At 60.9% G+C, this 22,015-nt stretch carries 18 protein-coding genes; 8 read left to right on the top strand and 10 right to left on the bottom strand.

Annotated elements, in window-relative coordinates; translation table 11 throughout:
- The first annotated feature begins 622 nt into the window (after positions 1–622).
- The 5 genes from kaiC to GSQ75_RS03355 all read left to right on the top strand — a co-directional run bounded on the left by kaiC (position 623) and on the right by GSQ75_RS03355 (position 5,601).
- The gene (kaiC, locus tag GSQ75_RS03375; protein WP_158753097.1) at positions 623–2,341 is read left to right on the top strand and encodes a circadian clock protein KaiC; all 1,719 of its coding nucleotides are present in this window, start codon (positions 623–625) and stop codon (positions 2,339–2,341) included.
- A complete protein-coding gene (locus GSQ75_RS03370; protein ID WP_158753096.1) occupies positions 2,338–2,694 on the top strand; it encodes a circadian clock KaiB family protein in 357 nt (118 codons plus the stop codon). Before kaiC ends, GSQ75_RS03370 begins: the two co-directional genes overlap by 4 nt.
- Entirely contained in the window at positions 2,691–3,020 is a 330-nt protein-coding gene (locus tag GSQ75_RS03365; RefSeq protein WP_158753095.1) for a circadian clock KaiB family protein, read from the top strand. Before GSQ75_RS03370 ends, GSQ75_RS03365 begins: the two co-directional genes overlap by 4 nt.
- Complete coding sequence (locus tag GSQ75_RS03360) at positions 3,017–5,095, top strand: PAS domain-containing sensor histidine kinase (RefSeq protein ID WP_158753094.1); 2,079 nt, start codon at positions 3,017–3,019, stop codon at positions 5,093–5,095. The genes GSQ75_RS03365 and GSQ75_RS03360 overlap by 4 nt, the downstream gene beginning before the upstream one ends.
- Positions 5,096–5,238: 143 nt before the next feature.
- Positions 5,239–5,601, top strand: a complete 363-nt coding sequence (locus GSQ75_RS03355) for a response regulator (RefSeq protein WP_158753093.1) — start codon at positions 5,239–5,241, stop codon at positions 5,599–5,601.
- 323 nt (positions 5,602–5,924) lie between these two features.
- Here the strand turns inward: GSQ75_RS03355 and GSQ75_RS03345 are convergent, their stop codons facing one another.
- Positions 5,925–7,448, bottom strand: coding sequence for a glycosyltransferase family 39 protein (locus GSQ75_RS03345; protein ID WP_158753092.1), 1,524 nt, complete (start codon positions 7,446–7,448; stop codon positions 5,925–5,927).
- Positions 7,449–7,808: 360 nt separating this feature from the next.
- Between GSQ75_RS03345 and GSQ75_RS03340 the strand changes: the two genes are divergently transcribed.
- Positions 7,809–8,450 (top strand): N-acetyltransferase, encoded by a 642-nt coding sequence (locus GSQ75_RS03340; protein WP_158753091.1) that lies wholly within the window; start codon positions 7,809–7,811, stop codon positions 8,448–8,450.
- 136 nt (positions 8,451–8,586) lie between these two features.
- Here GSQ75_RS03340 and GSQ75_RS03335 read toward each other — a convergent pair whose 3' ends face one another.
- From GSQ75_RS03335 to GSQ75_RS03300, 8 genes are all read right to left on the bottom strand, one after another.
- Positions 8,587–10,017 (bottom strand): APC family permease, encoded by a 1,431-nt coding sequence (locus GSQ75_RS03335; RefSeq protein ID WP_158753090.1) that lies wholly within the window; start codon positions 10,015–10,017, stop codon positions 8,587–8,589.
- A gap of 156 nt (positions 10,018–10,173) precedes the next feature.
- The gene (locus GSQ75_RS03330; protein WP_158753089.1) at positions 10,174–11,619 is read right to left on the bottom strand and encodes a sugar porter family MFS transporter; all 1,446 of its coding nucleotides are present in this window, start codon (positions 11,617–11,619) and stop codon (positions 10,174–10,176) included.
- Positions 11,620–11,688: 69 nt separating this feature from the next.
- Positions 11,689–12,591, bottom strand: coding sequence for an SMP-30/gluconolactonase/LRE family protein (locus tag GSQ75_RS03325; RefSeq protein ID WP_254058419.1), 903 nt, complete (start codon positions 12,589–12,591; stop codon positions 11,689–11,691).
- A complete protein-coding gene (locus tag GSQ75_RS03320; RefSeq protein WP_158753088.1) occupies positions 12,588–13,352 on the bottom strand; it encodes an SDR family oxidoreductase in 765 nt (254 codons plus the stop codon). Before GSQ75_RS03320 ends, GSQ75_RS03325 begins: the two co-directional genes overlap by 4 nt.
- Positions 13,353–13,392: 40 nt before the next feature.
- The gene (gene dgoD, locus GSQ75_RS03315) at positions 13,393–14,541 is read right to left on the bottom strand and encodes a galactonate dehydratase (protein ID WP_158753087.1); all 1,149 of its coding nucleotides are present in this window, start codon (positions 14,539–14,541) and stop codon (positions 13,393–13,395) included.
- A complete protein-coding gene (locus tag GSQ75_RS03310) occupies positions 14,538–15,182 on the bottom strand; it encodes a 2-dehydro-3-deoxy-6-phosphogalactonate aldolase (RefSeq protein ID WP_158753086.1) in 645 nt (214 codons plus the stop codon). Before GSQ75_RS03310 ends, dgoD begins: the two co-directional genes overlap by 4 nt.
- Entirely contained in the window at positions 15,176–16,120 is a 945-nt protein-coding gene (locus GSQ75_RS03305) for a 2-dehydro-3-deoxygalactonokinase (protein WP_158753085.1), read from the bottom strand. The genes GSQ75_RS03310 and GSQ75_RS03305 overlap by 7 nt, the downstream gene beginning before the upstream one ends.
- A 46-nt stretch (positions 16,121–16,166) precedes the next feature.
- Complete coding sequence (locus GSQ75_RS03300) at positions 16,167–18,299, bottom strand: beta-galactosidase (protein WP_158753084.1); 2,133 nt, start codon at positions 18,297–18,299, stop codon at positions 16,167–16,169.
- Between the two features lie 75 nt (positions 18,300–18,374).
- On the opposite strand from GSQ75_RS03300, the gene GSQ75_RS03295 reads away from it, so the two are divergent.
- Together GSQ75_RS03295 and GSQ75_RS03290 are read left to right on the top strand one after the other, a co-directional pair.
- The gene (locus tag GSQ75_RS03295; RefSeq protein ID WP_158753083.1) at positions 18,375–19,394 is read left to right on the top strand and encodes a phosphotransferase; all 1,020 of its coding nucleotides are present in this window, start codon (positions 18,375–18,377) and stop codon (positions 19,392–19,394) included.
- On the top strand, positions 19,387–20,733 hold the full coding sequence (locus GSQ75_RS03290) for an aminotransferase class III-fold pyridoxal phosphate-dependent enzyme (protein WP_158753082.1): 1,347 nt from the start codon (positions 19,387–19,389) through the stop codon (positions 20,731–20,733). Before GSQ75_RS03295 ends, GSQ75_RS03290 begins: the two co-directional genes overlap by 8 nt.
- Before the next feature lie 53 nt (positions 20,734–20,786).
- Here the strand turns inward: GSQ75_RS03290 and GSQ75_RS03285 are convergent, their stop codons facing one another.
- Positions 20,787–21,506: a FadR/GntR family transcriptional regulator gene (locus GSQ75_RS03285; RefSeq protein WP_077442072.1), complete on the bottom strand. Its 720-nt coding sequence runs from the start codon at positions 21,504–21,506 to the stop codon at positions 20,787–20,789.
- Positions 21,507–22,015: the final 509 nt, after the last annotated feature.

Raw genomic sequence — 22,015 nt, 5'->3', positions numbered from 1 at the left:
GGTGAATCGGCTATAGCGTCATGCGCCTTATTGAGGAACGCGGTTCAGGCGCAACCGCGCAAGAGAGCGAACAAAATCAATAGCGGAATGGGAACACCCATGAGCCACAGCAGGACATATCCAATGCCACCTTTTTGCGTGCCGGGCTCGGAGCCAGTTGGTCGATCATTAACGCCCATGGTGTTGTTCCTCATAATTGGAAGGTTAGCCGACCAAACGAGACGTCCCCGTCCCAGCTTCGGCGCGTGACCTTATTGCGCGGGATGTGGACTGGCTGTGACGTCTCCGAGATGAGGAAAATCACGACCGTATTGCGTCGCAGTGCTTCAAATCATTTCACCAATGTCGAAGAGAAGAGGCGTTGCTTTCTTTGCTGACGTTGACACCGCCGACCTGGTTCGGATGTCAGATCGAGCGCCTTTCACTCGCAGACCACTCATGCGGCAAAAGTGGTGGCGCGTATTTGGCGCCATGCAGCATCACGCCGAACTAACAGACCGTAGCTTTGAATTCGCACAAGTCCGTGCTTTGCCTTCAGCCCGGTCCGGCGATTCGACTACGTAAACGCCGGGGTCCGGGTAGGTGCGGCGCGACTCGAACTAGCGCCCAACCGGAGCACTACGTGGCAGCAAAACGTACAAAGGCCGACACATCGGCTAACGCTTCCCGTCCAGCGTCATTGAGCAAGACCCCGACTGGAATTAAAGGGCTCGACGCGATAACGCTTGGCGGATTTCCGAAAGGTCGGCCCACCTTGTTATGCGGTGCTGCAGGCTGCGGCAAGACCCTGTTCGCGATGACCTTTCTGGTCAATGGGGTCAACAAATTCGGCGAACCCGGCGTGCTCATGAGTTTTGAGGAGCGTGCGCGCGATTTGGAAACCAACGTAGCATCGCTTGGCTATGACGTTGCAGAGCTCGTCGAGCGAAAGCAGTTGGTCATCGATCACGTCTACATCGAGCGGGCCGAGATTGAAGAAAGCGGTGAATACGATCTGGAAGGCCTTTTCGTACGGCTCGGCTACGCGATCGATTCCATCGGCGCAAAACGCGTGGTTCTCGACACCATCGAGGCCTTGTTCTCGGGACTGGATGACACGGCCATTCTGCGTTCCGAACTGCGCAGGTTGTTCGCATGGCTCAAGGACAAAGGCGTCACGGCGATTATCACCGGCGAGCGCGGCGAGGGTCAGCTGACGCGCTATGGTATCGAGGAGTACGTATCCGATTGCGTGATTCTCCTGGACAACCGCGTAGAAGATCAGGTCACCACGCGGCGCCTGCGCGTTGTGAAATACCGCGGCTCCTCCCATGGTACCAATGAATATCCCTTCCTTATCGACGAACATGGCATCAGCGTGTTGCCGATCACTGCGGCGGAGTTGGGACACAAAATTTCGCGCGAATCGGTGTCCACCGGTGTGTCCGGTTTGGACGACATGCTAGGCATTCGCGGTTACTTTCGCGGATCCAGCATTCTTATATCGGGGCTTGCCGGCACGGGAAAATCGACTTTTGCCTCGGCATTTGTCAACGCGGCATGCGAACGCGGTGAGCGGTGCCTTTTTTTCGCCTTCGAGGAGTCACCGGACCAGATCGTGCGCAACATGGCATCGGTTGGCTTCAAGCTCGATCAGCACATCGACAGCGGGCTATTGGACTTCCGGGCGGCGCGTCCAAGTCTTTATGGCTTCGAGATGCATCTGGCACGTATGAACCGCGACATTGAGGACTTCGCGCCGCAGGTCATCGTGGTGGATCCGATCTCCGCATTTCGCGGCCCATCTTCCGAAATCCATTCGACACTGATTCGACTAGCCGATATCTGCAAGAGCAAGGGCATCACCGCCCTGTTCACGAGCCTGTCCTCATCGGGCGAGCAGATGACCGAGAGCGAACGTAGCGTGTCATCGCTGATGGATACCTGGATCTCGCTCAAGGACATGGAGGCGAACGGCGAGCGCAATCGGGTGCTCTATCTGCTGAAGTCGCGTGGTATGAACCACTCGAAACAGCTGCGGGAATACCAGTTGACCAACCATGGGGTTCATATGGTTGACGCATATGTTGGTCCGGATGGCGTATTGACGGGTACCGCCCGTATTGCACAGGAAGCACGCGAACGTGAGGCAGGTCTATCGCGTAAGCAGGCTACAGAGCGGAGGCGACGCGAGGTAGCGCGTAAGCGTGCCGCAGTCGATCGGCAGATCGCCGAGTTGCGTGCCGCACTTGAAACCGAGGAGGCGGAAATGGCCACCTTGATCGAGCAGGAAGAGGCCCGTGAGCTCGCTCATGGAACCGAGCGTTCCGAAATGGCGGCGATCCGTGGGGTGCGCTCATGATCGTCACAAAAAAGGACGATGGTTACGTCGCTGACACTCCGAATGGTCTTTCGGAATCGGAATCAGGAGAATACAACCTGCGCCTCTACGTAGCCGGTCAGACGCCGAAGTCGTTGGCCGCAATCGCCAACCTCAAGAAACTCTGCGAAAACAATCTCGCCGGTCGTTACACGATCGACGTGGTTGATCTCCTTGTCACGCCACAGCTCGCGGCGGGTGATCAGATCGTGGCGTTGCCAACCCTTGTGAGACGTCTTCCGCCACCGCTCAAGCGTGTAATCGGGGATCTCTCGAATACCGAACGAGTGCTGGTTGGTCTCGATATTCGACCGAAGACCGGGAGCTCCACATGAACCAACACGAAGATGCGGATCTGCCGCAGGGCCCATACAAGCTGCGGCTTTTCATCACCGGGTCGACGCCACGTTCAACGCGGGCGATCGAGAACATGCGCCGCATCTGTGCGGAAAATCTTGAAGGCCGCTTCGACCTCGAAGTGGTGGATGTCTATCAGAATCCCGAGGCCACCAAAGAGTTGCAGATCATTGCAACGCCGACACTGGTGAAGATTCTTCCAGAGCCATTGCGACGGATTATTGGTGATCTCTCGGATCGCGAGCGCGTACTCGCCGGCCTCGATCTTGCGCCGCTTGGCGAGAACGACCAAGCTCATCCATGAACCGATACCCCGAATTCGCCGGCATCGATCATTCCCAGTTTGTCGAGCTGCAGGATCGGTTGCGCGAAGCTGAGGAAACGCTGGAAGCCATACGTAATGGCGACGTCGATGCGGTGGTGGTGGGCGGTCCCAGTGGTCAACAGGTCTATACACTGGAGAACGCCGATCGCCCCTATCGCGTGCTGATCGAGCAAATGCAGGAAGGAGCTGTGACGCTGAGCGATGAAGGTCTCATGCTCTATTGCAATCATCGCTTTGCCACGCTCGTTGGCGTTGGTCGCGAGACCCTGATCGGCGAATCCATCGAACGTTTTCTGTTGAGCACGGATATCTTTGCGTTCCGTCATCTGATGGCAAGTAGTCGTGGTCTTGGTCGCTCCGCCGAGTTCACGCTGCTCGGGTCGAATGGGTTGGTCCCAGTCAACGTGTCTATCGCCGATCTCAAGGTCGACGAACAGATGCCCAATGTATTGTGCGGCGTCATCACCGACCTCACCCATAGTCGTGAGCGCAGCCATGAACTGGCAGCGGCAAATATGCGGCTGGCCACAGAAATAGATGAGCGCCGCCGCGTCGAAGACAGTCTGCAGCTTGCACTTGATGCTGCAGACATGGGGCACTGGGACTTGGACCTCATGAGCGACACCGTGACGCGATCAACGCGTTACGACCAGATCTTCGGTTACGCAGATACCGTGAAAGCCTGGGGGTTGCCAATGATGCTCTCTCAGTTTGTTCCTGAAGACCGCGAGGCAGTGCGCGAAGAATTTCTGAGCGCCCAAAGCTCCGGATCGGTTGAAATCGAGAAGCGCATACATCGTCTGAGCGACGGCGCAATCCGCTGGGTGCAGATCAAGGGCCGTACTTTTTACCAGAATGACAGAGCGATCCGCATTAGTGGCGTTATCTCTGACGTCACCGAACGCCGCCTCGTTGAAGAACAACTCCGCCAATCGCAGAAAATGGAGGCCATCGGCCAGCTTACGGGGGGCATTGCGCATGATTTCAATAACCTGCTGATGGTCATCGGCGGCAGCATAGATATGCTTGATCAGCGTATCGAAAAGGATGAGAAGACTGTTCGTTATCTCGCTGCCGCGCGGCACGGCGTGACGCGTGGCGCAACACTCAACCAGCAACTCCTCGCGTTCTCGCGGCGCCAAGATCTTCGCGCAGAGGCGATCTGCGTCGAGGATCTTCTCGACACGTTCGGAAACCTCCTCGACCGGGCAGTAGGCGAAGCGGTGACTGTGCACATCGAGAAAGCGTCTGATAAATGGTATTGCCGCACAGATCCACATCAGCTGGAAACGGCAATCCTCAATCTCGCCATCAACGCGCGTGATGCGATGCCACAGGGCGGCGCGCTAACGCTGAAAACCGCGATCCGAAAACTTGACGCGAGAGCCGCCGCCAACGGCGCCAACCCGGGGGATTATGTCGTTGTCTCGCTCACAGACACTGGCATAGGTATGACGGCCGATGTCATCAACCGTGTGTTCGAGCCTTTCTTTACAACAAAGGAAGTCGGGAAGGGCACCGGACTAGGGCTCAGTCAAGTTTATGGCTTTGCGCGCCAGTCCGGTGGTTTCGTCGCTATTGAAAGTCATCTGGGCGTGGGCACTACTGTGCATATCCATCTTCCAAGCACAACGAAGCCTGAAGCGTCTAAAACTACGGTGGCTCCTTCGGTTGAGGTCAAGGGCAAGGGGATTGTCCTCGTTGTCGAAGACGATAATGACGTGCGCGCGGTGGCACGGAGCCTCTTGGAAAATCTGGGGTACTCGGTTCTGGAAGCCGAGAATGGAAGCGACGCAATGAAGCTGATTGATGGCGGCGAACGCGTAGACCTGGTCTTCACCGACGTCATCATGCCCGGCGAGATGAATGGCATCGATCTGGTGTACGAAATGAAGGCCAAGCACGCAGCGATTCCGGTGTTGCTTACTTCCGGTTACACGGCCCAGAGAATCGCGATGGGAGAGTTGGCGCAAGGCCTGCAACTTTTGCGGAAACCCTACAGTCAAGTTGACCTCTCGCTAGCTGTGCAGACGGTGATGAATGACCCCACCTAATTGTCGCGTGGAATTCACCGGCCTCTGGGCCTACTGCACGAGAGTGAGTTACTAGCTCGTTCTCCATCTTTCTTTCCATTTTACATCGCCCACCCTAATGAGTCGCCGCGCGCCGACGCTGGCGGAAAGACTGAGAATTGACCATGACAAATATTTCAAAACCTTGCGTTCTCGTAGCCGAGGACGAGCCGTTGGTGGCGATGCTTCTCGAGGATTTGCTCGATGCTTCTGGCTATCGGGTGCTGATTGCAGAACGCCTCGACGCTGGCCTCTTAATCGCCAAAAGTGAAGCCGTCAACGTCGCTATTCTCGATGTAACTCTTGGGAGAGCAGATAGCTTCCCGATTGCCGACGCACTGCATAGTCGCAATATTCCTTTCCTGTTTGCATCTGGCCACGGGAGAGAAAGCATCCCCGAGCGCTTCGATGGGGCAGACGTGCTACAGAAGCCCTATGACATGAAAGGGATCAAATCCGCGCTAGAGAAGCTTGTTCCGAAAGCTTGAGTGCGCCTGCCATCAGCATTCCAGCTTTTCAACGAAATCATCCTGAGCTAAGCCGGTATTCGGTCACCTGACTATATGGCGCTCCCGGTTTCAGGATGATGCTTGGGAAACTTGGCTGATTGGGAGCGTCGGGAAAGCCCTGTGGCTCAAGACATAGCCCCGAAGCATCCCGCCTTCAGGGCTTGCCCGTCGTAGAACTGCAGTGCTGGTTCTGTCGTCCAGATCTTGAGGGTGACGCCGTTGATGAGGCTCATCAGACTGGCGGCATGATCAAGCGATAACAGGGCGCGCCCCTTCAGGCATCTGCCAGTTTGTGCGACAACTCACCTAAATTCCGGCCCGTGCTTCCAAAGCTCGCTCAGTGGCTTGCGCGTGGGGCCGCACACAAAGATATCGGGGTGATCCAGGCTTTCCTCATTGGCCGCGCCCAAAGCGTTGGCCGTGTGGCCAGCAAGGTGACAATCGGTGAAAAGCTCATCGGCGCGCTCGTGTGAACTCCCCAGCACGATAAATGTGGTGGGTGGCGTCTGCGGATAGCCGCGCAGCCATCCCGTATTGACCGCGGTGATCGGCATGGGCAGGTGGTAGTGCTGACCCAGTAGAGCAATGGAGCCGTACTCGCCATAGTTGCCCACGATAATGCCCAGGTTGGCTTGTTGTTCGGCAGGCAAGGCATCACGAATAGCTGCCACTCGCGCGACGATTTCGTCCCAGCCGATTTCTTCGCGGAGGTCGATATTGTTTTGGAGCGCAAAGTCGCGCAACGGGCCGCTTGATGCGATGGGCACGATGCGAAGCGTCGCATAGATGCCGATGGCGAAGACGCCCATAAATACCAGCGTGGTGATCCCGACACGCCATGCGTGGTGCAGCGTTCGCAACCATCGCTCGCCCACAACGGACCCCATGGCCAGCAGCATGGGGTAAGCACCGCCGGTGTAATAGAAACGCCCTTGGGCCAACAGGAACAGCAGCACTGGCACCACGTACATCCAGGCAAGCATGCGATAGCGGCGGTCGTTGAAGCATGCGAACAAACCCGCCAGCCAGACAGGTACGGCGAACAGGTTGGCATTCAACAGGAACTGATCGCGCAGGAAGCCGTCGGCGCGCCCTTGATGTACGTCGCGCGCATGGATGCCTTGCAGAAAATGGTAGGAAACGAAGTCGTGCCGGATGAGCCAGGCGAGGTTGGGGGCAAATATGAGTAGCGCGATGCCGCCGCCGGCCCAGAACCAGCGATTCGTGACATATCGCCGTGCGTCGGTGAGCAGTACCCCCATCAGCACGCCAGCGAGCTCGAACGCGATCGAATACTTGGTCTGCAGGCCAAGGCCGGCGACTATGCCAATCGCCACCCACCAGCGTGGCTCATCGTCGTGCAACAGACGAATCACGCACCAGGCGATAAGCACCCACCACAACAGGTCGAATGAGGAGTACTGGAATTCCGTTGCCCAGAACATCGGCAATGGCGACAGCGCTACCGCGATGGCCGTAAAGGTCTGTGCCAGCCGCCCACCCCCCAGATCGCGAGCCATGAGACCGCTGGCGAGAATCACCAGGACTTGCGCGAGCACCGAAAACAGTCGCAGGCCCATGAGTGACAGGCCAAACATCTTGAGGCCCAGGTACTCCAGTGCAGCGGTCAAGGGTGGATAAGGCACAAAGCCCCAATCCAGATGCTGTGCATCGCTCAGGAATTGCCATTCATCCCGGTGAAAACCGTACTGCCCGTTGGTCAACATGTGGGCTGCGCCGAAGAGCACGGCTATGACGAGCACCGGCGTGACACCTCCGCGGTAGCCGGGTATCACGTTCTGAACTGGAGCACCGGTCACGGTCATGGACGCACCCTTGAGGCGGATCGACTATTCGCCCGATGCCTATTCGGACACCGGGCGGTGATTCTTGTACTTCCCTAAGATAGCCAATGTCGCTTTCGACCCAAAGCGGACGTCATTCAAGGTAGATGCGAGTATGCCGGGATGCCGTCATGAACTGGGGTAGATATGCGGAACGCTCGTCTTTCCGTGGTTTGCTTAAACTTTCCTTTCGTGCTGCCCCATAGCTGCCGTCTTGGCTCCTGAGACAGGGCAATGCTTTAGTTGAAAGTCACGGAGACGTCGCGGCTGATATTCAACACGGCACGACACGTGTAGTCGCCGGAGAATGCGCGCCCATCTGAGCACCACATACGATCAGCCATGACCATATCCTACGTCGATCCAAAGCTCGTTTTCGCCTGGCAAGCAGCGCATTCCATCGCTCGGAGTTCCCCGCCCCCTGTTCACGATCGCGGGGGCTTCCGAGTAGATACCCACTCGGAAAAGGAAGTGAAACGCTGGGTATTCCCACAGCTATGTGATGGGTTGCGCGCAATCGCACATGACATTACGGCTCCACGACATTACTTGAAGCTGTGCGGCCCTGACGAGGAGTTGCGAAGTGCACTGCCAGCTCGCTGGGAGGTTCAGCCGGCGAACTATTTTATGATGGCGGCAGTGGCAACCCTCGATACAAAGCCTCTGCCGAATGGGTACAGGATGGAGTTTCATCAAGCCGGGCCTGTCACCCGAGCTTGCATCATCGCGCCGGATGGCGATCTGGCCGCAAGCGGGTGCGCGGCAGAAACTGCAGATGTCTTCATTTATGATCGAATCGAAACTGCGCAGGATCATCGGCGGAAAGGATTGGGTGTCGCGGTGATGAGTGCTCTTGGAACTGCGAGAAAATCCCTCGTAAGTCCACAGCTCCTAGTCGCGACGGAAGACGGCCGCAACCTTTATGTGAACCTTGGTTGGACGGTGCTCGCACCATTCGCTGCTGCAACAATTCCGGAAAGTTGAGCCTGTATGCGGACTGATCTTGCAGTCAGGCCACGCTCACTTCCAGTAGAAGCATTGGACTCGCCGCATATGGCATAGGCCGTGATGGGTGGCCATTCCCTGCTTTACGGGCGCCTTTTGAAGTATCGGGGCAGGGTCAGGGCGACGGATATCTGACCTGTCGTTGGCCATGCCGGTAAAACAGCAGCCCGATACCGATCAGCAGCGCCGAGCCGCCTACCACCTTGAGCAAGAACAGGCTGGGATTGCTGCTGTCGGCAGGTGGAATCATCGAGGTGATGATCGCCAGCAAGGTGATCGCGAAACCGGTCAGCCCGGCCAGCCAGCAGCCGAAGGTGCCGCCGGGCGACAGGTTGACACCTTCATTGCGGCCGGCGGCGCGACGGCGCAACAGCGGAAACGCCAGCAGGATGTACAGCAGCGGCAGCAGCGACATGATGACGGTCATGTCGATCAGGATGATGTAGGCCTCATGGATGCTGGAGCCGGACAACGCGGCAACCAGCACCAGCGAGGTCAGGATACCCTGGATGATCAAGGCCACATGGGGCGTGCCATACCGGGGATGCAGGCGGCCCAGCGCCGCAGGCAGGTAGCGATCGACGCCGACGACGAAGGGCAGGCGCGCCGTACCCGTGACCCAGGCGGAGATGGAGCCGATCGTGCCGATCGTGACAAGCGCCGCCGTCAACGCCCCGAACATGGGCAGGCCGATCCGTTCACCGATCGCGGCCAGCGCCTGCGGAATGCCGGCGATGACGTCGATCGTCGAGGTGGGTAATGCAATCAGCAGGGATGCCGTGCCGGCGATATAGATGGCCGCAATGACGACGCAGGAAATCAGCGTGGCGCGCGGAATCTGCCGGCGGGGATCCTTGATTTCGCCGCCGAGTATCGGCCCGAGTTCGAGGCCCTGGAAGGCGAGGGCGATCGTCGCGAAGGTTGAAAAGGTCGCGAGCTTGCCGAAGTCGGGTATCGCGTTCGCCGAGGTAATCGTCGTGGCAGGACCGAAGCGGTACGCAGCCAGCGCACCGGCGCCGAGGATGAGTGCCGCCGCAAGCCAGGTGGCGATGCCGCCGATGTTCTGCAGCCACTTGGCGCGTTCGAGGCCGAGGATGCCGAGCCCGGTGGCGGCCCATAGCACGACCAGGCAATAGACCAGGTTGTAATGGGTGTCGCCGGCATGGGCCAGCCAGTGATCACCGCCGATATGCAGAAAGACGCCGGCGCTGAACAACAAGGCGGCCGGGAAAAAGACCAGGTTGGAGACCCAGTAAGTCCAGCCGGCGATGAAGCCATGCACATCGCCGAACGCGGTCTTCGACCAGAGGTACAGGCCACCTTGCCCGGGCACGCGGGAACTCAGCTCGAGCACCGCCAAGGCCAATGGGATGAAGAAGCCGATGAGTCCCAGCAGCCAGAGGGTCAGGCTCGAAGGCCCCACCTGCGCCGCCACCGACAGCCAGCGCAGCCCGACGATCGCCGCGATGTTGAACAGCACCAGATCCCACGTGCCGAGCACGCGGTGCAGGCCTAGTTCATTCTTTGTTGCCGGCGTTGTAGCCATCGTGCGCTTTCCCCAGATGTGCGGTGTACCCAACAAAAAAGCGCAGCGCTTGCAGGAAGCTAACACGCCCCAGCTCGATGTCCCGATGGCGGCAAGGGCTGCGGCAGGTTCGGTCACCCGCCGCGCACCCAGGTCATCGCCGTACCCTCGCTGGAATCAGAAGGCGGTGTCTTCCGCTGCCCGCCTGCTGAAACCGGACGATGCCGCCGAGGGGTTGCTGCCGATCTCGCGCAGCGGCAGGCCGACCATCAGGTTGCGTTCGATCTGCTCCAGGGAGACGTTCTTCGTTTCCGGGATCAGCACGAAGGTGATCACCAGGAACACCAGGTTCAGCGCCGCGTACAGCCAGAACGTGGCGGCGTTGCCGATACCGTTGAGCAGGGTCAGGAAGGTGGCACCCACGATCATGTTGGCGACCCAGTTGGTGAAGGTCGAGCAACCGATGCCGAAATCGCGACCCTTCAACGGCTGCACTTCCGAACACAGTGCCCAGATCAGCGGGCCCGCAGACATCGCAAAACCGACGATGAAGGTCAGCAGCATCGCCACCGTGAAAATCTGCTCGCCATGTGTGGCGATGCCCAGATGCATCATCGTGCCGACCAGGCCCAGGCCCACCGCCATCACGCTGAAGCCGGTGTACAGGATCGGCTTGCGGCCCCAGCGGTCGACCAGGCCGATCGCGATGAAGGTGGCCAGCACATTGGTCAGGCCAACTACCGCCGTGAACCACATCTGTGCCGACGTGGCGTAGCCCATGTCCTGGAAGATGCGTGGCGCGTAGTACATCACCACGTTCATGCCGGTGAACTGCTGCATTACCTGCAGCAGCACACCCAGTCCCACCGAACGGCGGAAATTGCGATTCTCCAGGAACAGGTGCCAGCCGCGCTGCGGCGTCTTCAATTGCTCCTCGATGTCGGCCACTTCACGCGCGACATGGCCGGCATCGCCGCGCAACTTCTGCAGTACGTCGATGGCCTCCTGCTTGCGCCCGCGCATCATCAGCCAGCGCGGGCTGTCCGGCAGCAGGAACAGGCCGAGCAGGAACAGGATGCCGGGAATCGCGATGATGCCCAGCATCCAGCGCCAGTTGCCGCTGTAGCTGAGGGCGGTGTCGGACAGGAACGCCACCAGGATGCCGATGGTGATCATCAGCTGGTACAGCGAAATCATCGCGCCGCGGATATGTTCTTCGGCCACCTCGGCCAGATACAGCGGCGCAGTGAAGGTGGCCACACCGATCGCCAGGCCCAGGATCACCCGCGCTGCGATCAGTGTCTCCGGCGACCATGCCGCACCGCTGAGCAACGAGCCGGTCACGAACAGCACACCGCCGAGGATCAGCGAACGCTTGCGCCCCAGCGTCGCGGACATCCAACCCGCGCCCAGCGCACCGATCGCCGCACCGAGCATCATCGAGCTGACGATCCACTCGATCATGTGATCGGAGATCTGGAACTCTTTCTGGATGAACTGGGTGGCACCGGAAATCACACCGATGTCCAGGCCGAACATCAGCCCGGCCAGCGCGGCCAGCATGCAGGTGAACAAGGCCGTGGTGCGGGACGGATGGAGCGGGGATGTCGCGACAGTAGTCATGAGGGAAATCCTGCAGGCCGCGGACGGCGATGAGCGGTTGGGTGAGCAGCGGTTTTCATGGGGTGATTCTCACGCCGGCATGCCGGCGAAACGTGGCTCGGGCAGGCCGCGCACGCCGACCCGGGAACGGAACAGCGCACCGGCGTGGGTGTCGGCATCCAGCTGCGCCGCGGACAATCCATCACGCGCGCTGGTGACATAGAGCGTGTCGAGATCGGGGCCGCCAAAGGCGGGCCGGGTCGGCTGGCGCGCCGGTACCGGCAGCAGCTGGCGCACCGAACCGTCGGCGGCATAGCAGACCACGCGAGCCAGGCCCCATTGCGCGTTCCACAGCGAACCATCGGCGTCGATACACGAACCGTCTGGTTCGCCGGCAAGCTCGCCCAGGTCCGCGAATAGTTGCGGGGTGTCCAGCACGTCGCCGTATTCGCAGCGCTGGATGCAGCGTGCCAGCGAGTCGCAGTAGTACATCGTGGTGCCGTCGGGACTGAAGGCGATGCTGTTGCTGATGGCTACATCAGGCAGCCCAAGCTGTTCCAGACTGAGGTCGGCATTGAGCCGCCAGAAACTGCCGAGCGCCTGCTTGCTGCCCTCGGCGGGCTCGTGCATCGTGCCGAATACGAAGCGGCCCTGGCGATCGCAGGCGCCGTCGTTGCAGCGCGTGGGCAGCCCGGGTTCGATCTCGTGCCGCGTTTGAAGGTGGCCATCGGCAAGACGGAAAAACGCCAGCCGCGAGGCCAGTGCCAGCAGCAGCCAGCCGTCGGCTTCGCATAGCGCGAACGAGGCGAGTCGTTCGGGCATCGGCCAGTGTTCCAGCGCGCCGCTGGCGGGGTGAAGGCGGTAAAGGGTGGCGCGCTGGATGTCAGTCCAGTAAAGCGCCTGCGCTCGCTCGCACCAGACGATGCCTTCGCCCAGGGTATTGCCGGCGTCCAGCGCGAGGTCCATCGGCGCCAGTACGGTCGGAGTGGTCATACCCAGCCGCCGTCCACGATGAAGTCCTGCCCGGTACACATGCGGCTGTCGTCGGCGGCGAGGAACAGGGCGGCGCGTGCGAGATCCTCTGCCATCAGGAAGCCGGGCATGCATTGCGTACGAGCAATTTCCTCACGGCCGGCGTCGTCCAGCCACAAGCGTGCTTGCTTGTCGGTGATCGCCCAGCCCGGTACCAGGCTGTTGATGCGAATATGCTGCTGGCCGAGTTCGCGCGCCATGCCGTTGACGAAGCCGCGTACCGCTGCTTTGGCCATCGCGTAGAGTGGGTAGCCCGCATTTTTTTTCATCCAGCCGGTAGAGCCCAGGCAAATGATCGAGCCGCCACCGAGCTGGCGCATGTCGGGAATCACCGCCTGGGTGGCGAAGATCTGGTGACGCAGGTTCACTGCCACGTTGCGCTCGAAATCGGCCGAATCAATTTCCGCCAATACATGGCGCGCGTCGTTGGCCGCGTTGTTGACCAGCACGGCGATGGGTCCGATCCGCGCGCGGACTGCGATGATCGCAGCCTGCAGCGCGTCCAGGTCGGTGAGATCACAATGCAGATAATGCGGTGCATGCGGCACGTCGGCTAGCGATGCACATAACGACGAGGCGCTGGCATCGTCCACGTCGAGAAGCGCCACCCGTGCACCCTGGCGAGCGAAGCCTTCGACGAAGGCCGCACCGATGCCGCTGGCGCCGCCAGTGATCAGCACGCTGCGGTCGACCAGGCTGGGGTAGGTGGCGAACGAGGGCATCAACAGACTCCGGGGTTACGAGTAGGCGCGGTCACGATGCTCACCACTCGGCGACGCTGCCATCGTCGTGGCGCCACAGCGGATTGCGCCAGCGATGACCGACCTCGGCGCGCTCGGCGACGTAGGCTTCGTTGACCTCGATACCGAGGCCGGGGCCACCGGGAATCGTGACGTAGCCATCCGCGTAGGCGAATACATTGCGGTCGACGACATAGTCGAGCAGGTCGTTGGCGGCGTTGTAATGGATGCCCAGGCTCTGTTCCTGGATAAAGGCGTTGTGGCACACCGCATCGAGCTGCAGATTTGCCGCCAGCGCAATCGGGCCGAGCGGGCAGTGCAGCGCCAGCGCCACGTCGTAGGCTTCCGCCATCGCCGCGATCTTGCGGGTTTCGGTGATGCCGCCGGCATGCGAGGGGTCGGGCTGGATGATGTCGACGCCGCCCATTTGCAGCACGCGCTTGAAGTCATAGCGCGTATACAGGCGCTCGCCCAGCGCGATCGGTGCCGGCGCGATGCTGGCGAGCTCCGGGATCGCATCCAGATGCTCGGACAGCACCGGCTCCTCGATGAACATCAGCTTGTACGCCGCCAGCTCGCGCATCAGCACCTTGGCCATCGGCTTGTGCACGCGGCCGTGGAAGTCGATGGCCAGCCCGATGTGCGGGCCGACCGCCTCGCGCACCGCCTGCACGTTCTCCAGCACGCGCTCGACCTTGGCGTGACTGTCGACGAAGTGCATCTCCTCGGTGCCATTCATCTTGACCGCAGTGAAGCCGCGTTCGACCGCGGCCCTGGCTGCCTTGGCCGCATCCGCCGGACGGTCGCCGCCGATCCACGAGTACACGCGAATGCGCTCGCGTACCGGGCCACCGAGCAGCTCGTGTACCGGCACACCGAGATGCTTGCCCTTGATGTCCCATAGCGCCTGGTCAACGCCGGCGATGGCGCTCATGAGGATCGGGCCGCCGCGGTAGAAGCTGCCGCGGTACATCACGTTCCACAGATCCTCGATGTGGCGCGGGTCCTTGCCGATCAGGTAATCGGAAAGTTCATCGACCGCGGCGGCCACGGTATGTGCGCGACCTTCCACCACGGGCTCGCCCCAGCCGCAGATACCGGCATCGGTGTCGATGCGCAGGAAACACCAGCGTGGTGGCACCAGGAAGGTGGTGAGTTTGGTGATCTTCATGCACGGTGTTCCTGAGACATTGGAGAGACGGCTGCCCACGCTTGCGCGAAGGCGTGGGCACGACTGGCGACTTCATTGGCATCGAGGCCGGGCGCATACAGCGCGGAACCGATGCCGAACCCCTGTGCGCCGGCGGCGAGCCATGCCGCCATGTTGTCGGGCGTGATGCCGCCGACCGGCAGCACAGGCAGTTCCTTGGGCAGGACGGCACGCCAAGCTTTGAGTGCTGCGGGCGACAGCTGGTCGGCAGGAAACAGCTTCAGCCCATCGGCTCCGGCTGCCAGCGCCGCGAAGGCTTCGGTGGGCGTGGCGACGCCAGGCACACAGACCATGCCGGCTTCCTTTGCGGCGCGGATCACGCTGGTATCTGCATGCGGCATCACGATCAGTCGGCCACCGGCGGTAGCGATATCTTTCACTTGGGCCGCAGTCATCACGGTACCGGCGCCAATGAGGTAATTGTCGCCCAGGGAACGGCTGAGACGGCGGATGCTTTCCATCGGCTGCGGCGAATTGAGCGGCACTTCCAGCACGCGAAAGCCGGCGTTGGCGAGCACGTGGCCGATGGCAACCGCCTCGTCGGGACAGATACCGCGCAGGATCGCGACGAGGGGCAGGGGATTGAGCCATGAGCTCAGCATGAAGAAGTTTCCTTGGATGCCGTGGACGAGCCGGCGCTGACCAGACCGATATGGGATGCGATCTGCCACAGCCCGTACGCGGCGGCGTCTGCCAGGGGTTCGGCAAGATCGATGTCAAAGTGGGATGCGGCCAGCCGATAACGTGTGCACAGCGCAGCATCACCAATCAGCTGGATCGGTGCGTCGTGGCGGAAACGATTTGAGGCAAGGCTGGAGCGCAGCTCCTCTCCGATCAGCAGGCCCGAGAGATACTCGGGTACGGAGTCCGACGCGAGCGCACCGTCGAGCATCAATGCGCGGGCGGAGAATAACCGGCTGAATGCTCCTGCGTTGCCGCTATCGCGCGCTGCGATGACGCCACGCGCGAACGCGTCAGTATCCACCGTGGCATCGCCTGAGCCGGCGCAAAGCATCGAATGCTGCCGCAGCAATGCAAATAGTTCGCCCGTCATCACGGTGCAGAAATCGATTACAGCGCCATCGCGCACGCGGGTCCACTTGCTGTGCGTGCCCGGCAGGAGCCAGGTGGAATCGGCGGCCAGTGCAGGACGTAGTGCAAGGGCGCCAAGCAACTGAGTTTCCTCGCCGCGCATCACGTCGGGGCCCTGCGGGTTGCGCAGACCGGGAACGATATGGACGTCCGAACCATCCTTTGCGCGCAAGCTACGGACGGCACTGCCAAGCTCCGTGGTGTCGGCGGGAAGGTTCATATATGGAACCTCGAGCCAGCCCTGACGGCTGCCGACCATGCCGCAGGCCAGACGGGGCAACCGCGGCCAGCCCGCGATGATCTCGGTCAGTGCGGTATCGAAGCCGCCGTCCGGCAGATGGCGAATGCCCCATGGGCGCGCCCGTGTCTCGCGGATGGCACCAGCCTCATCGAGCCAGTAGGCGCGCAGGCCGGACGTACCCCAGTCGAGTCCGATCAAGCCGTTCATGGATTCAGGCTTTCCCCATAGGACACCGATACGGATGTTATGCGCATCACGGCGTGGTGTCCTTCCAGATCAGCGTCTGCGCGGGTGCCAGCGGCACCTGGCCGTGCACGATCCTCGCGGTTGCCGGAAGCACGGGGGCAAACGGCTGCGGGTTGTAGTTCACCATGAAATCAAATCCGCCGCGCCAGTCGATGAACACGCCCTTCGGCAGGTCCTCGATCGCCACGCCCGCACGTCGATAGACGCTACGCACGATCTCGCGTTCCAGTTCGCCGTCATCGGTCGATACGCCGATCATGGTGACGCTGCCCTTGCCCAGCTTGCGGGTGGTCGCCGCTGCCTTGCCGGCATAGTAGTGATCGGCATACGTGGCGAGCACCTGGGTGCCTGGGCGTGGTGTGAGTATGTCGGCCCAGCGATGCCAGTCATGCGTCTTGCCGTCCGCGGTGACATGCCCGCTGGCACTCGGCGGCAGCATGTCAAAGCCATCGACATCGTCGCCGATCAGATCGAGTATCGGTGCATACCACGGACCTTCATGGAACTGGCCGAGCTCGTTTTTCTGTCCGGTGCGGCTGGTCAGGATCAGATGGCCACCCTGTTCCACATAGCGCCGCCATTTGTCCGCCAGCTGCTTGCTGACCATCTGGTAGGCCGGCGCGATCAGGAACGGATAGCGGCTGAAGTCATCGTCTTCCGCAATGAAATCCATCGGCGCGCCGGTGCTCTTGACGGCCAGCGTGTAGCCGTTCCGGTAGGCCCAGCTGTTCCACAGCGTGGTTTGCGGCTGGATTTCCAGATCCCAGAAAACATCCTGGCTCCACAGATAAGCGGTGTAGCGCGCCGCCAGTTCTTGCGGCAGCCGCGCCTTGCTGTCGAGTTGCGATTCGAGCGCCTTGATCTGATGCAGGGTGTCGACGAATTCACGCCCGGTGCGCGAGAGCGTCACGCCATCGGTGCTGACGATGCCCTCGTGATACATCTCGCTGCCGCGCAGCGGATGGCGGTAACGATAGGTGCTCAGCAAGGAAGCGCCGGAAGCGAAGGCATGCCACATCCACATGCTGACAGCGCCGGGCATCGGTTGCGGATTGATCTCGCCCCAGTTGACCTGCCCCGGCTGCAATTCCATCACGCCAAACGTGCCGTTGATGGAGCGGAAATACGCCGCGGCTTCCATCAGGTTGGCGGGTTTGCCGATTTCGTAGCTATCGCCCCCCAGCACGTTTGCGCCGGCGACCGGATAGAGCGTGAAGGTCGGGAAATCCAGATCTTGTGTCCGCCGCGGATCGGTGGCGGTGGAGACATTGGTGTAGTTGGTGGTCACCCATTGCCCCGAGCGGGCGTACTTCTTGATGATCAGCGCCTGGGTATCGAGAAAGTGAGCGGTGGTGTCGGCCTGGAAGCGGGCGAAGTCGAGCTGTGCATGCGGGCTGAGCTTGTCTTCGGCCGCGAGCGTGGCATTCGGGAGGTGCACCTGCTTGAAGCTGCCGTAGCGGGTGCTCCAGAACGAACCGGCCCATGCGGTATTCATCGCATCGATGCTGCCGTATTTCTTCTGCAGCCAATCCTGGAACGCGGCCCGCGCGCTGTCGCTGTAATCGAGGAAGCTGCCGGGCTCGTTGTCGACCTGCCAACCCCAGACGCGCGGATCGTGGCCGTAATGCTGGGCCATGGCGGTGACCAGTCGCGTCACAAAGGCTTCGTACTTCGGATTGGCTAGGGATACTTCCGCGCGGATGCCGTGTTCATGGCGCTGGCCGTGCTCGTCCACCCGGTATACCTCGGGGTAGCGCTCGTCCATCCAGCTCGGCGGAGCCCCCGAGGGCGTGCCGAGGATGACGCGCAATCCGGCCTTGTTGGCCAGGTCAATCGCATGATCGAGCCATTCGAAATCGAAGTGGCCTTCTTCCGGTTCCAGGTAGGTCCAGTCGAATTCGGCCATGTGTGTGAAGTCGAAGCCGAGCTTGGCCATGCCGCCGAAGTCACGTTGCCATTGGCTGCGTGGCCATTGCGTCGGGTAATAGAACACGCCAAAGCTCATCGGCTCGCGCTGGTGCAGCAACGCCGCGCCTTGCAGCGGGGCCGGAGACGGGCCGCCGGCATCGACCGGGTTCGCATTGGCGGCGGTGATCATCATGGCAGCGGCCAGTACCGCCGCCAGCAAGGGCCGAAACATGGGATGCGCCTGTGTGAGATTCAAATGTCAACTTATACTACAATTAAGACTCCCGCAATATTTGTGCGCGACCCTATGGACATACTGACTCCTGACGCGGCGCTGGTGCTGGCTGACCGGCATTGGCGCATCCACGGTGATATTTGCGCACTGCCATCCTATGCCGATCAGAACTTTCGCATCCGCACCGATGATGGCGAGTATGTGCTGAAGGTGGCGCACCCGTCATGGTCGCGCATGGACCTGGATCTCGAGAACCAGGCCATGATGACGCTGGCCGAGCGCGAGCCGGCATTGCAATGGCCGCGGGTGCAGCTCGCCGTGGGCGGCGAGCACCTGCTGACCTTGCCGATTGCGGGGCAGCCATGCCAGGTGCGCATGTTGAGCTTCGTGCCCGGCACGACGTATGCGGATGCCATCGGGGCAGTCCCACAGACCCAGTGCGCGGCGTTGCACGAGAGTCTCGGTAGTGCGGTCGGTCGGCTGACACGTGGGTTGCAAGACTTTCATCATCCGGCGGCCGATCGCCAGCACGACTGGAATCTGCTGCGTTTGCAGACCCTGTGTGGCGAAATCGTGCATATCGAAGATGCCGAGCTGCGCGCCATGGTGCAGACGCACGTCGAGACATTTTGCGCGCGCCTGCCGTCATGGCGAACGCAGCTGCCAATCACGGTGCTGCACAACGATGCGAACGATCTGAATGTGATCGTGGCCGATGATGGCGACGGCCAGCGCGTCTGCGCGGTGATTGATTTCGGCGACATGTGCACCAGTTTCCGGCTGGCTGACCTGGCGATCGCCTGCACCTATGCGATGCAGCATGAAGCCGATCCGGTGGCGTGCGCGCGTACCATCGTTCGCGGCTATCTGGCGCAGTGCCCGTTGCTGCGCTTCGAGCTCGAGCAACTGCATGCCTTCATACTCGCGCGCCTTTGCCACAGCGTGCTGATGGCGACGCGCGCGCATCGGGAAGAGCCCGACAACCCGTTCATCCTCGTGTCGCAGCAAGGCGTGCGTGCGCTGTTGCGCGAACTCGCCGAAGTCGACCACGATGCCATCGTCGGCCCCTTTCTGGAACCAAGCCATGACTGACCCCACCGCTTCCGGCCCGACCGCCGGCGCCACCTTCAGCAACGTGCCGCAACGTAGCAATGCCGACATTCTGCTCTTGCGCAAACGACTGCTGAATCCGACCCTCAGCGTGTCGTACAACGAGCCGCTCAAGATCGTTCGCGGTGAAGGTGTCTGGTTGTACGACCAGCACGGCCAAGCCTACCTGGACATGGTCAACAACGTTTGCCATGTCGGGCATTGCCATCCGTGCGTGGTCGCAGCCGGGCAGGCGCAGATGGCGCAACTCAACACCAACACCCGCTATCTGCATGACAACATCGTCGAGTATGCGCTGCGCCTGACGGCCACCTTGCCCGAACCGTTGTCAGTCGTGTTTCTTACCAACTCAGGCACCGAAGCGAATGATCTGGCCTTGCGCCTGGCGCGGGCACATACCAGGGCGCTAGGTGTGGTTGTTGTTGATCACGCCTACCACGGCCATTCACCGTCGATGGTCGAACTGAGCCCGTACAAGTTCAACGGCAAGGGTGGAGCCGGGCAGAGTTCGCACGTGGGTGTGGTGGCGATGCCCGACACTTATCGCGGGCCTTTCCGTGAAGCTTCCGCGGCCGGTCGGCAATATGGCCAGCTGTTGCCAGTGGCCATCAAAAGTCTGCTTCAGCGTGGTATCGCGCCTGCAGCGTTCTATTGCGAGTCGCTGCTGGGTTGCGGCGGCCAAGTCGTGCTACCGGAAGGCTACTTGCCTGAAGCCTACGCGGCGATGCGCGCGGCCGGGGGCGTGTGCCTGGCCGATGAAGTACAGGTTGGCTTCGGCCGGGTCGGCGACCATTTCTGGGCGTTCGAATCCCAGGGCGTCGTGCCGGATATCGTCACCATCGGCAAGCCGATCGGCAACGGCCATCCGATGGGTGCCGTGGTGACCACGCCGGAGATCGCCGCCAGCTTTGTCAGCGGCATGGAGTACTTCAATACGTTCGGCGGCAATCCGGTGTCCTGCGCGATCGCGCTGGCCGTGCTGGATGTGATTGCGGACGAACAGTTGGAGGAGAACGCGCGTCGCGTCGGTCTGTTCCTGATGGACGGACTGCGCGAATTGCAGCAGCGCCACGATTGCATTGGGGATGTGCGTGGGCGCGGCCTGTTTGTGGGTGCCGAGCTGGTGCGTGATCGCGAGTCGAGAACTCCCGACCAGCCGAAAGCCAAGGCCGTGGCGGAAGCGATGAAGGCACGTCACGTGCTGCTTTCCACCGAAGGCCCGGACGACAACGTGCTGAAGATCAAGCCGCCGATCGTGTTCAGTCAGGCCAACGCCGAAGAATTTCTGGACAAGCTCGATCAGGTGTTGCGCGGGTCGTAGCCCGGTTGGGTGGACTGGGCGTTGCTGACGCCTGGTCCAATACCAGATGCAGCTCAGGAAGCTTTTTTGGAGCCTCCCTTGCGCTTTTTGTGAAGATTGGCCAGCGAGTCCTCAATCATGCTTTGCATCGCCTTGCGAGCGACCTCGGGCTGTTTGCGGCGGATCGCTTCAAGCACTTTCAGATGGTGTGGCAGTGAATAGCTGAAGTTTCCGGCCGTTTTCGCCGACAACACGAAGAACATCCCGAGCGCGCTTTCGACCACCGAGAAAAGCGAGATCATCAACTCGTTGCCGGTCGCCTGAAGCACGGCATCGTGAAAGCTGAGATCCGCTGCCGCCCACTCTTCAGGGTCTCGGGCCGCCTCCATTTTTCGGTAGGCGAGTTCCACGTTGGACAGCTGGGTCGCGGTGCGTCGGCGCGCAGCTGCGGCCGCGGCCGCCGGCTCGATGATTTCGCGCATCTCGACGAGCTTTTCGATGAAGTCGTCGGTCGGCATCGAGGCGCAGCGCCATGAAAGGACATCCGCATCAAGCTGGTTCCAGAAGTGCGTCGCACGTACGCGCGTGCCCACTCGCGGGCGAGACTCGATCAAGCCCTTGGCGGACAACACCTTCAATGCCTCGCGCAGGGCCGTGCGGCTCACATCCATGCTTTCGGCCAGCACCTCTTCACGCGGCAATATATCGCCCGGACGCAAGTCGCCGACAACGATCCGCTTGCCCAATTCACGGATCACATGGCCGTGCAGATTGCGTGAGTCCGTAGCCTTCATTATCAACTTCTCTCCGCAGTAAGGGCGCTTTCCGGATGGTCACGCAGTCATTGCGTGAAGCCGTATGGATCGGGTGTCGTTGGATGCTGCGGTGCGGTAACGCTCGAAATTTATCATACAAATGCACCGTGTGAATTCTGCACGGTACTCAGAAAAATATTCGGCGGCATGGAGTAGAAGATCTGCTGCAGCGGCGCACGGCCATTACCACCAGCACCTTGCTGCTGGGCTACGTCCGCGCACTGCGTTGAACCGGCCATCCGCCGTGTAGCCAATGCATGCCGGCAGGCGATGACCTCGCCGATGACTCGTCCCCGCATGCTTGTCGAACTATCACCCTGCGGACAACTTTCTGCAGCGCGTGATCAGGCGCGTCTTCATCGCGCTAGTTCGTATTTTATACTATGGTAGTACAAATGGAGTTTTCTGGGCTACGATGTGTCCTCGCCGCGCCCTGCCTGGTGCAGGGATAGCGGAGAAAGGACGAAACGGTTTCAAGCAGCGGATGG

It is taken from the genome of Dyella sp. S184, assembly GCF_009766065.1.
Lineage (GTDB): Bacteria > Pseudomonadota > Gammaproteobacteria > Xanthomonadales > Rhodanobacteraceae > Rhodanobacter.
This window is presented reverse-complemented; position numbering and strand designations above follow the sequence as displayed.

Bases quoted from the DNA above. Each gene is read 5' to 3' on its own strand.
- GSQ75_RS03345 (WP_158753092.1), bottom strand. From the start codon at position 7,448: ATGACCGTGACCGGTGCTCCAGTTCAGAACGTGATACCCGGCTACCGC.
- GSQ75_RS03310 (WP_158753086.1), bottom strand. From the start codon at position 15,182: ATGCTGAGCTCATGGCTCAATCCCCTGCCCCTCGTCGCGATCCTGCGC.
- GSQ75_RS03365 (WP_158753095.1), top strand. From the start codon at position 2,691: ATGAACCAACACGAAGATGCGGATCTGCCGCAGGGCCCATACAAGCTG.
- GSQ75_RS03360 (WP_158753094.1), top strand. From the start codon at position 3,017: ATGAACCGATACCCCGAATTCGCCGGCATCGATCATTCCCAGTTTGTC.
- GSQ75_RS03330 (WP_158753089.1), bottom strand. From the start codon at position 11,619: ATGACTACTGTCGCGACATCCCCGCTCCATCCGTCCCGCACCACGGCC.
- GSQ75_RS03290 (WP_158753082.1), top strand. From the start codon at position 19,387: ATGACTGACCCCACCGCTTCCGGCCCGACCGCCGGCGCCACCTTCAGC.
- GSQ75_RS03325 (WP_254058419.1), bottom strand. From the start codon at position 12,591: ATGACCACTCCGACCGTACTGGCGCCGATGGACCTCGCGCTGGACGCC.
- dgoD (WP_158753087.1), bottom strand. From the start codon at position 14,541: ATGAAGATCACCAAACTCACCACCTTCCTGGTGCCACCACGCTGGTGT.
- GSQ75_RS03370 (WP_158753096.1), top strand. From the start codon at position 2,338: ATGATCGTCACAAAAAAGGACGATGGTTACGTCGCTGACACTCCGAAT.
- GSQ75_RS03355 (WP_158753093.1), top strand. From the start codon at position 5,239: ATGACAAATATTTCAAAACCTTGCGTTCTCGTAGCCGAGGACGAGCCG.
- GSQ75_RS03305 (WP_158753085.1), bottom strand. From the start codon at position 16,120: ATGAACGGCTTGATCGGACTCGACTGGGGTACGTCCGGCCTGCGCGCC.
- GSQ75_RS03285 (WP_077442072.1), bottom strand. From the start codon at position 21,506: ATGAAGGCTACGGACTCACGCAATCTGCACGGCCATGTGATCCGTGAA.
- GSQ75_RS03335 (WP_158753090.1), bottom strand. From the start codon at position 10,017: ATGGCTACAACGCCGGCAACAAAGAATGAACTAGGCCTGCACCGCGTG.
- GSQ75_RS03320 (WP_158753088.1), bottom strand. From the start codon at position 13,352: ATGCCCTCGTTCGCCACCTACCCCAGCCTGGTCGACCGCAGCGTGCTG.
- GSQ75_RS03340 (WP_158753091.1), top strand. From the start codon at position 7,809: ATGACCATATCCTACGTCGATCCAAAGCTCGTTTTCGCCTGGCAAGCA.
- GSQ75_RS03295 (WP_158753083.1), top strand. From the start codon at position 18,375: ATGGACATACTGACTCCTGACGCGGCGCTGGTGCTGGCTGACCGGCAT.
- GSQ75_RS03300 (WP_158753084.1), bottom strand. From the start codon at position 18,299: ATGTTTCGGCCCTTGCTGGCGGCGGTACTGGCCGCTGCCATGATGATC.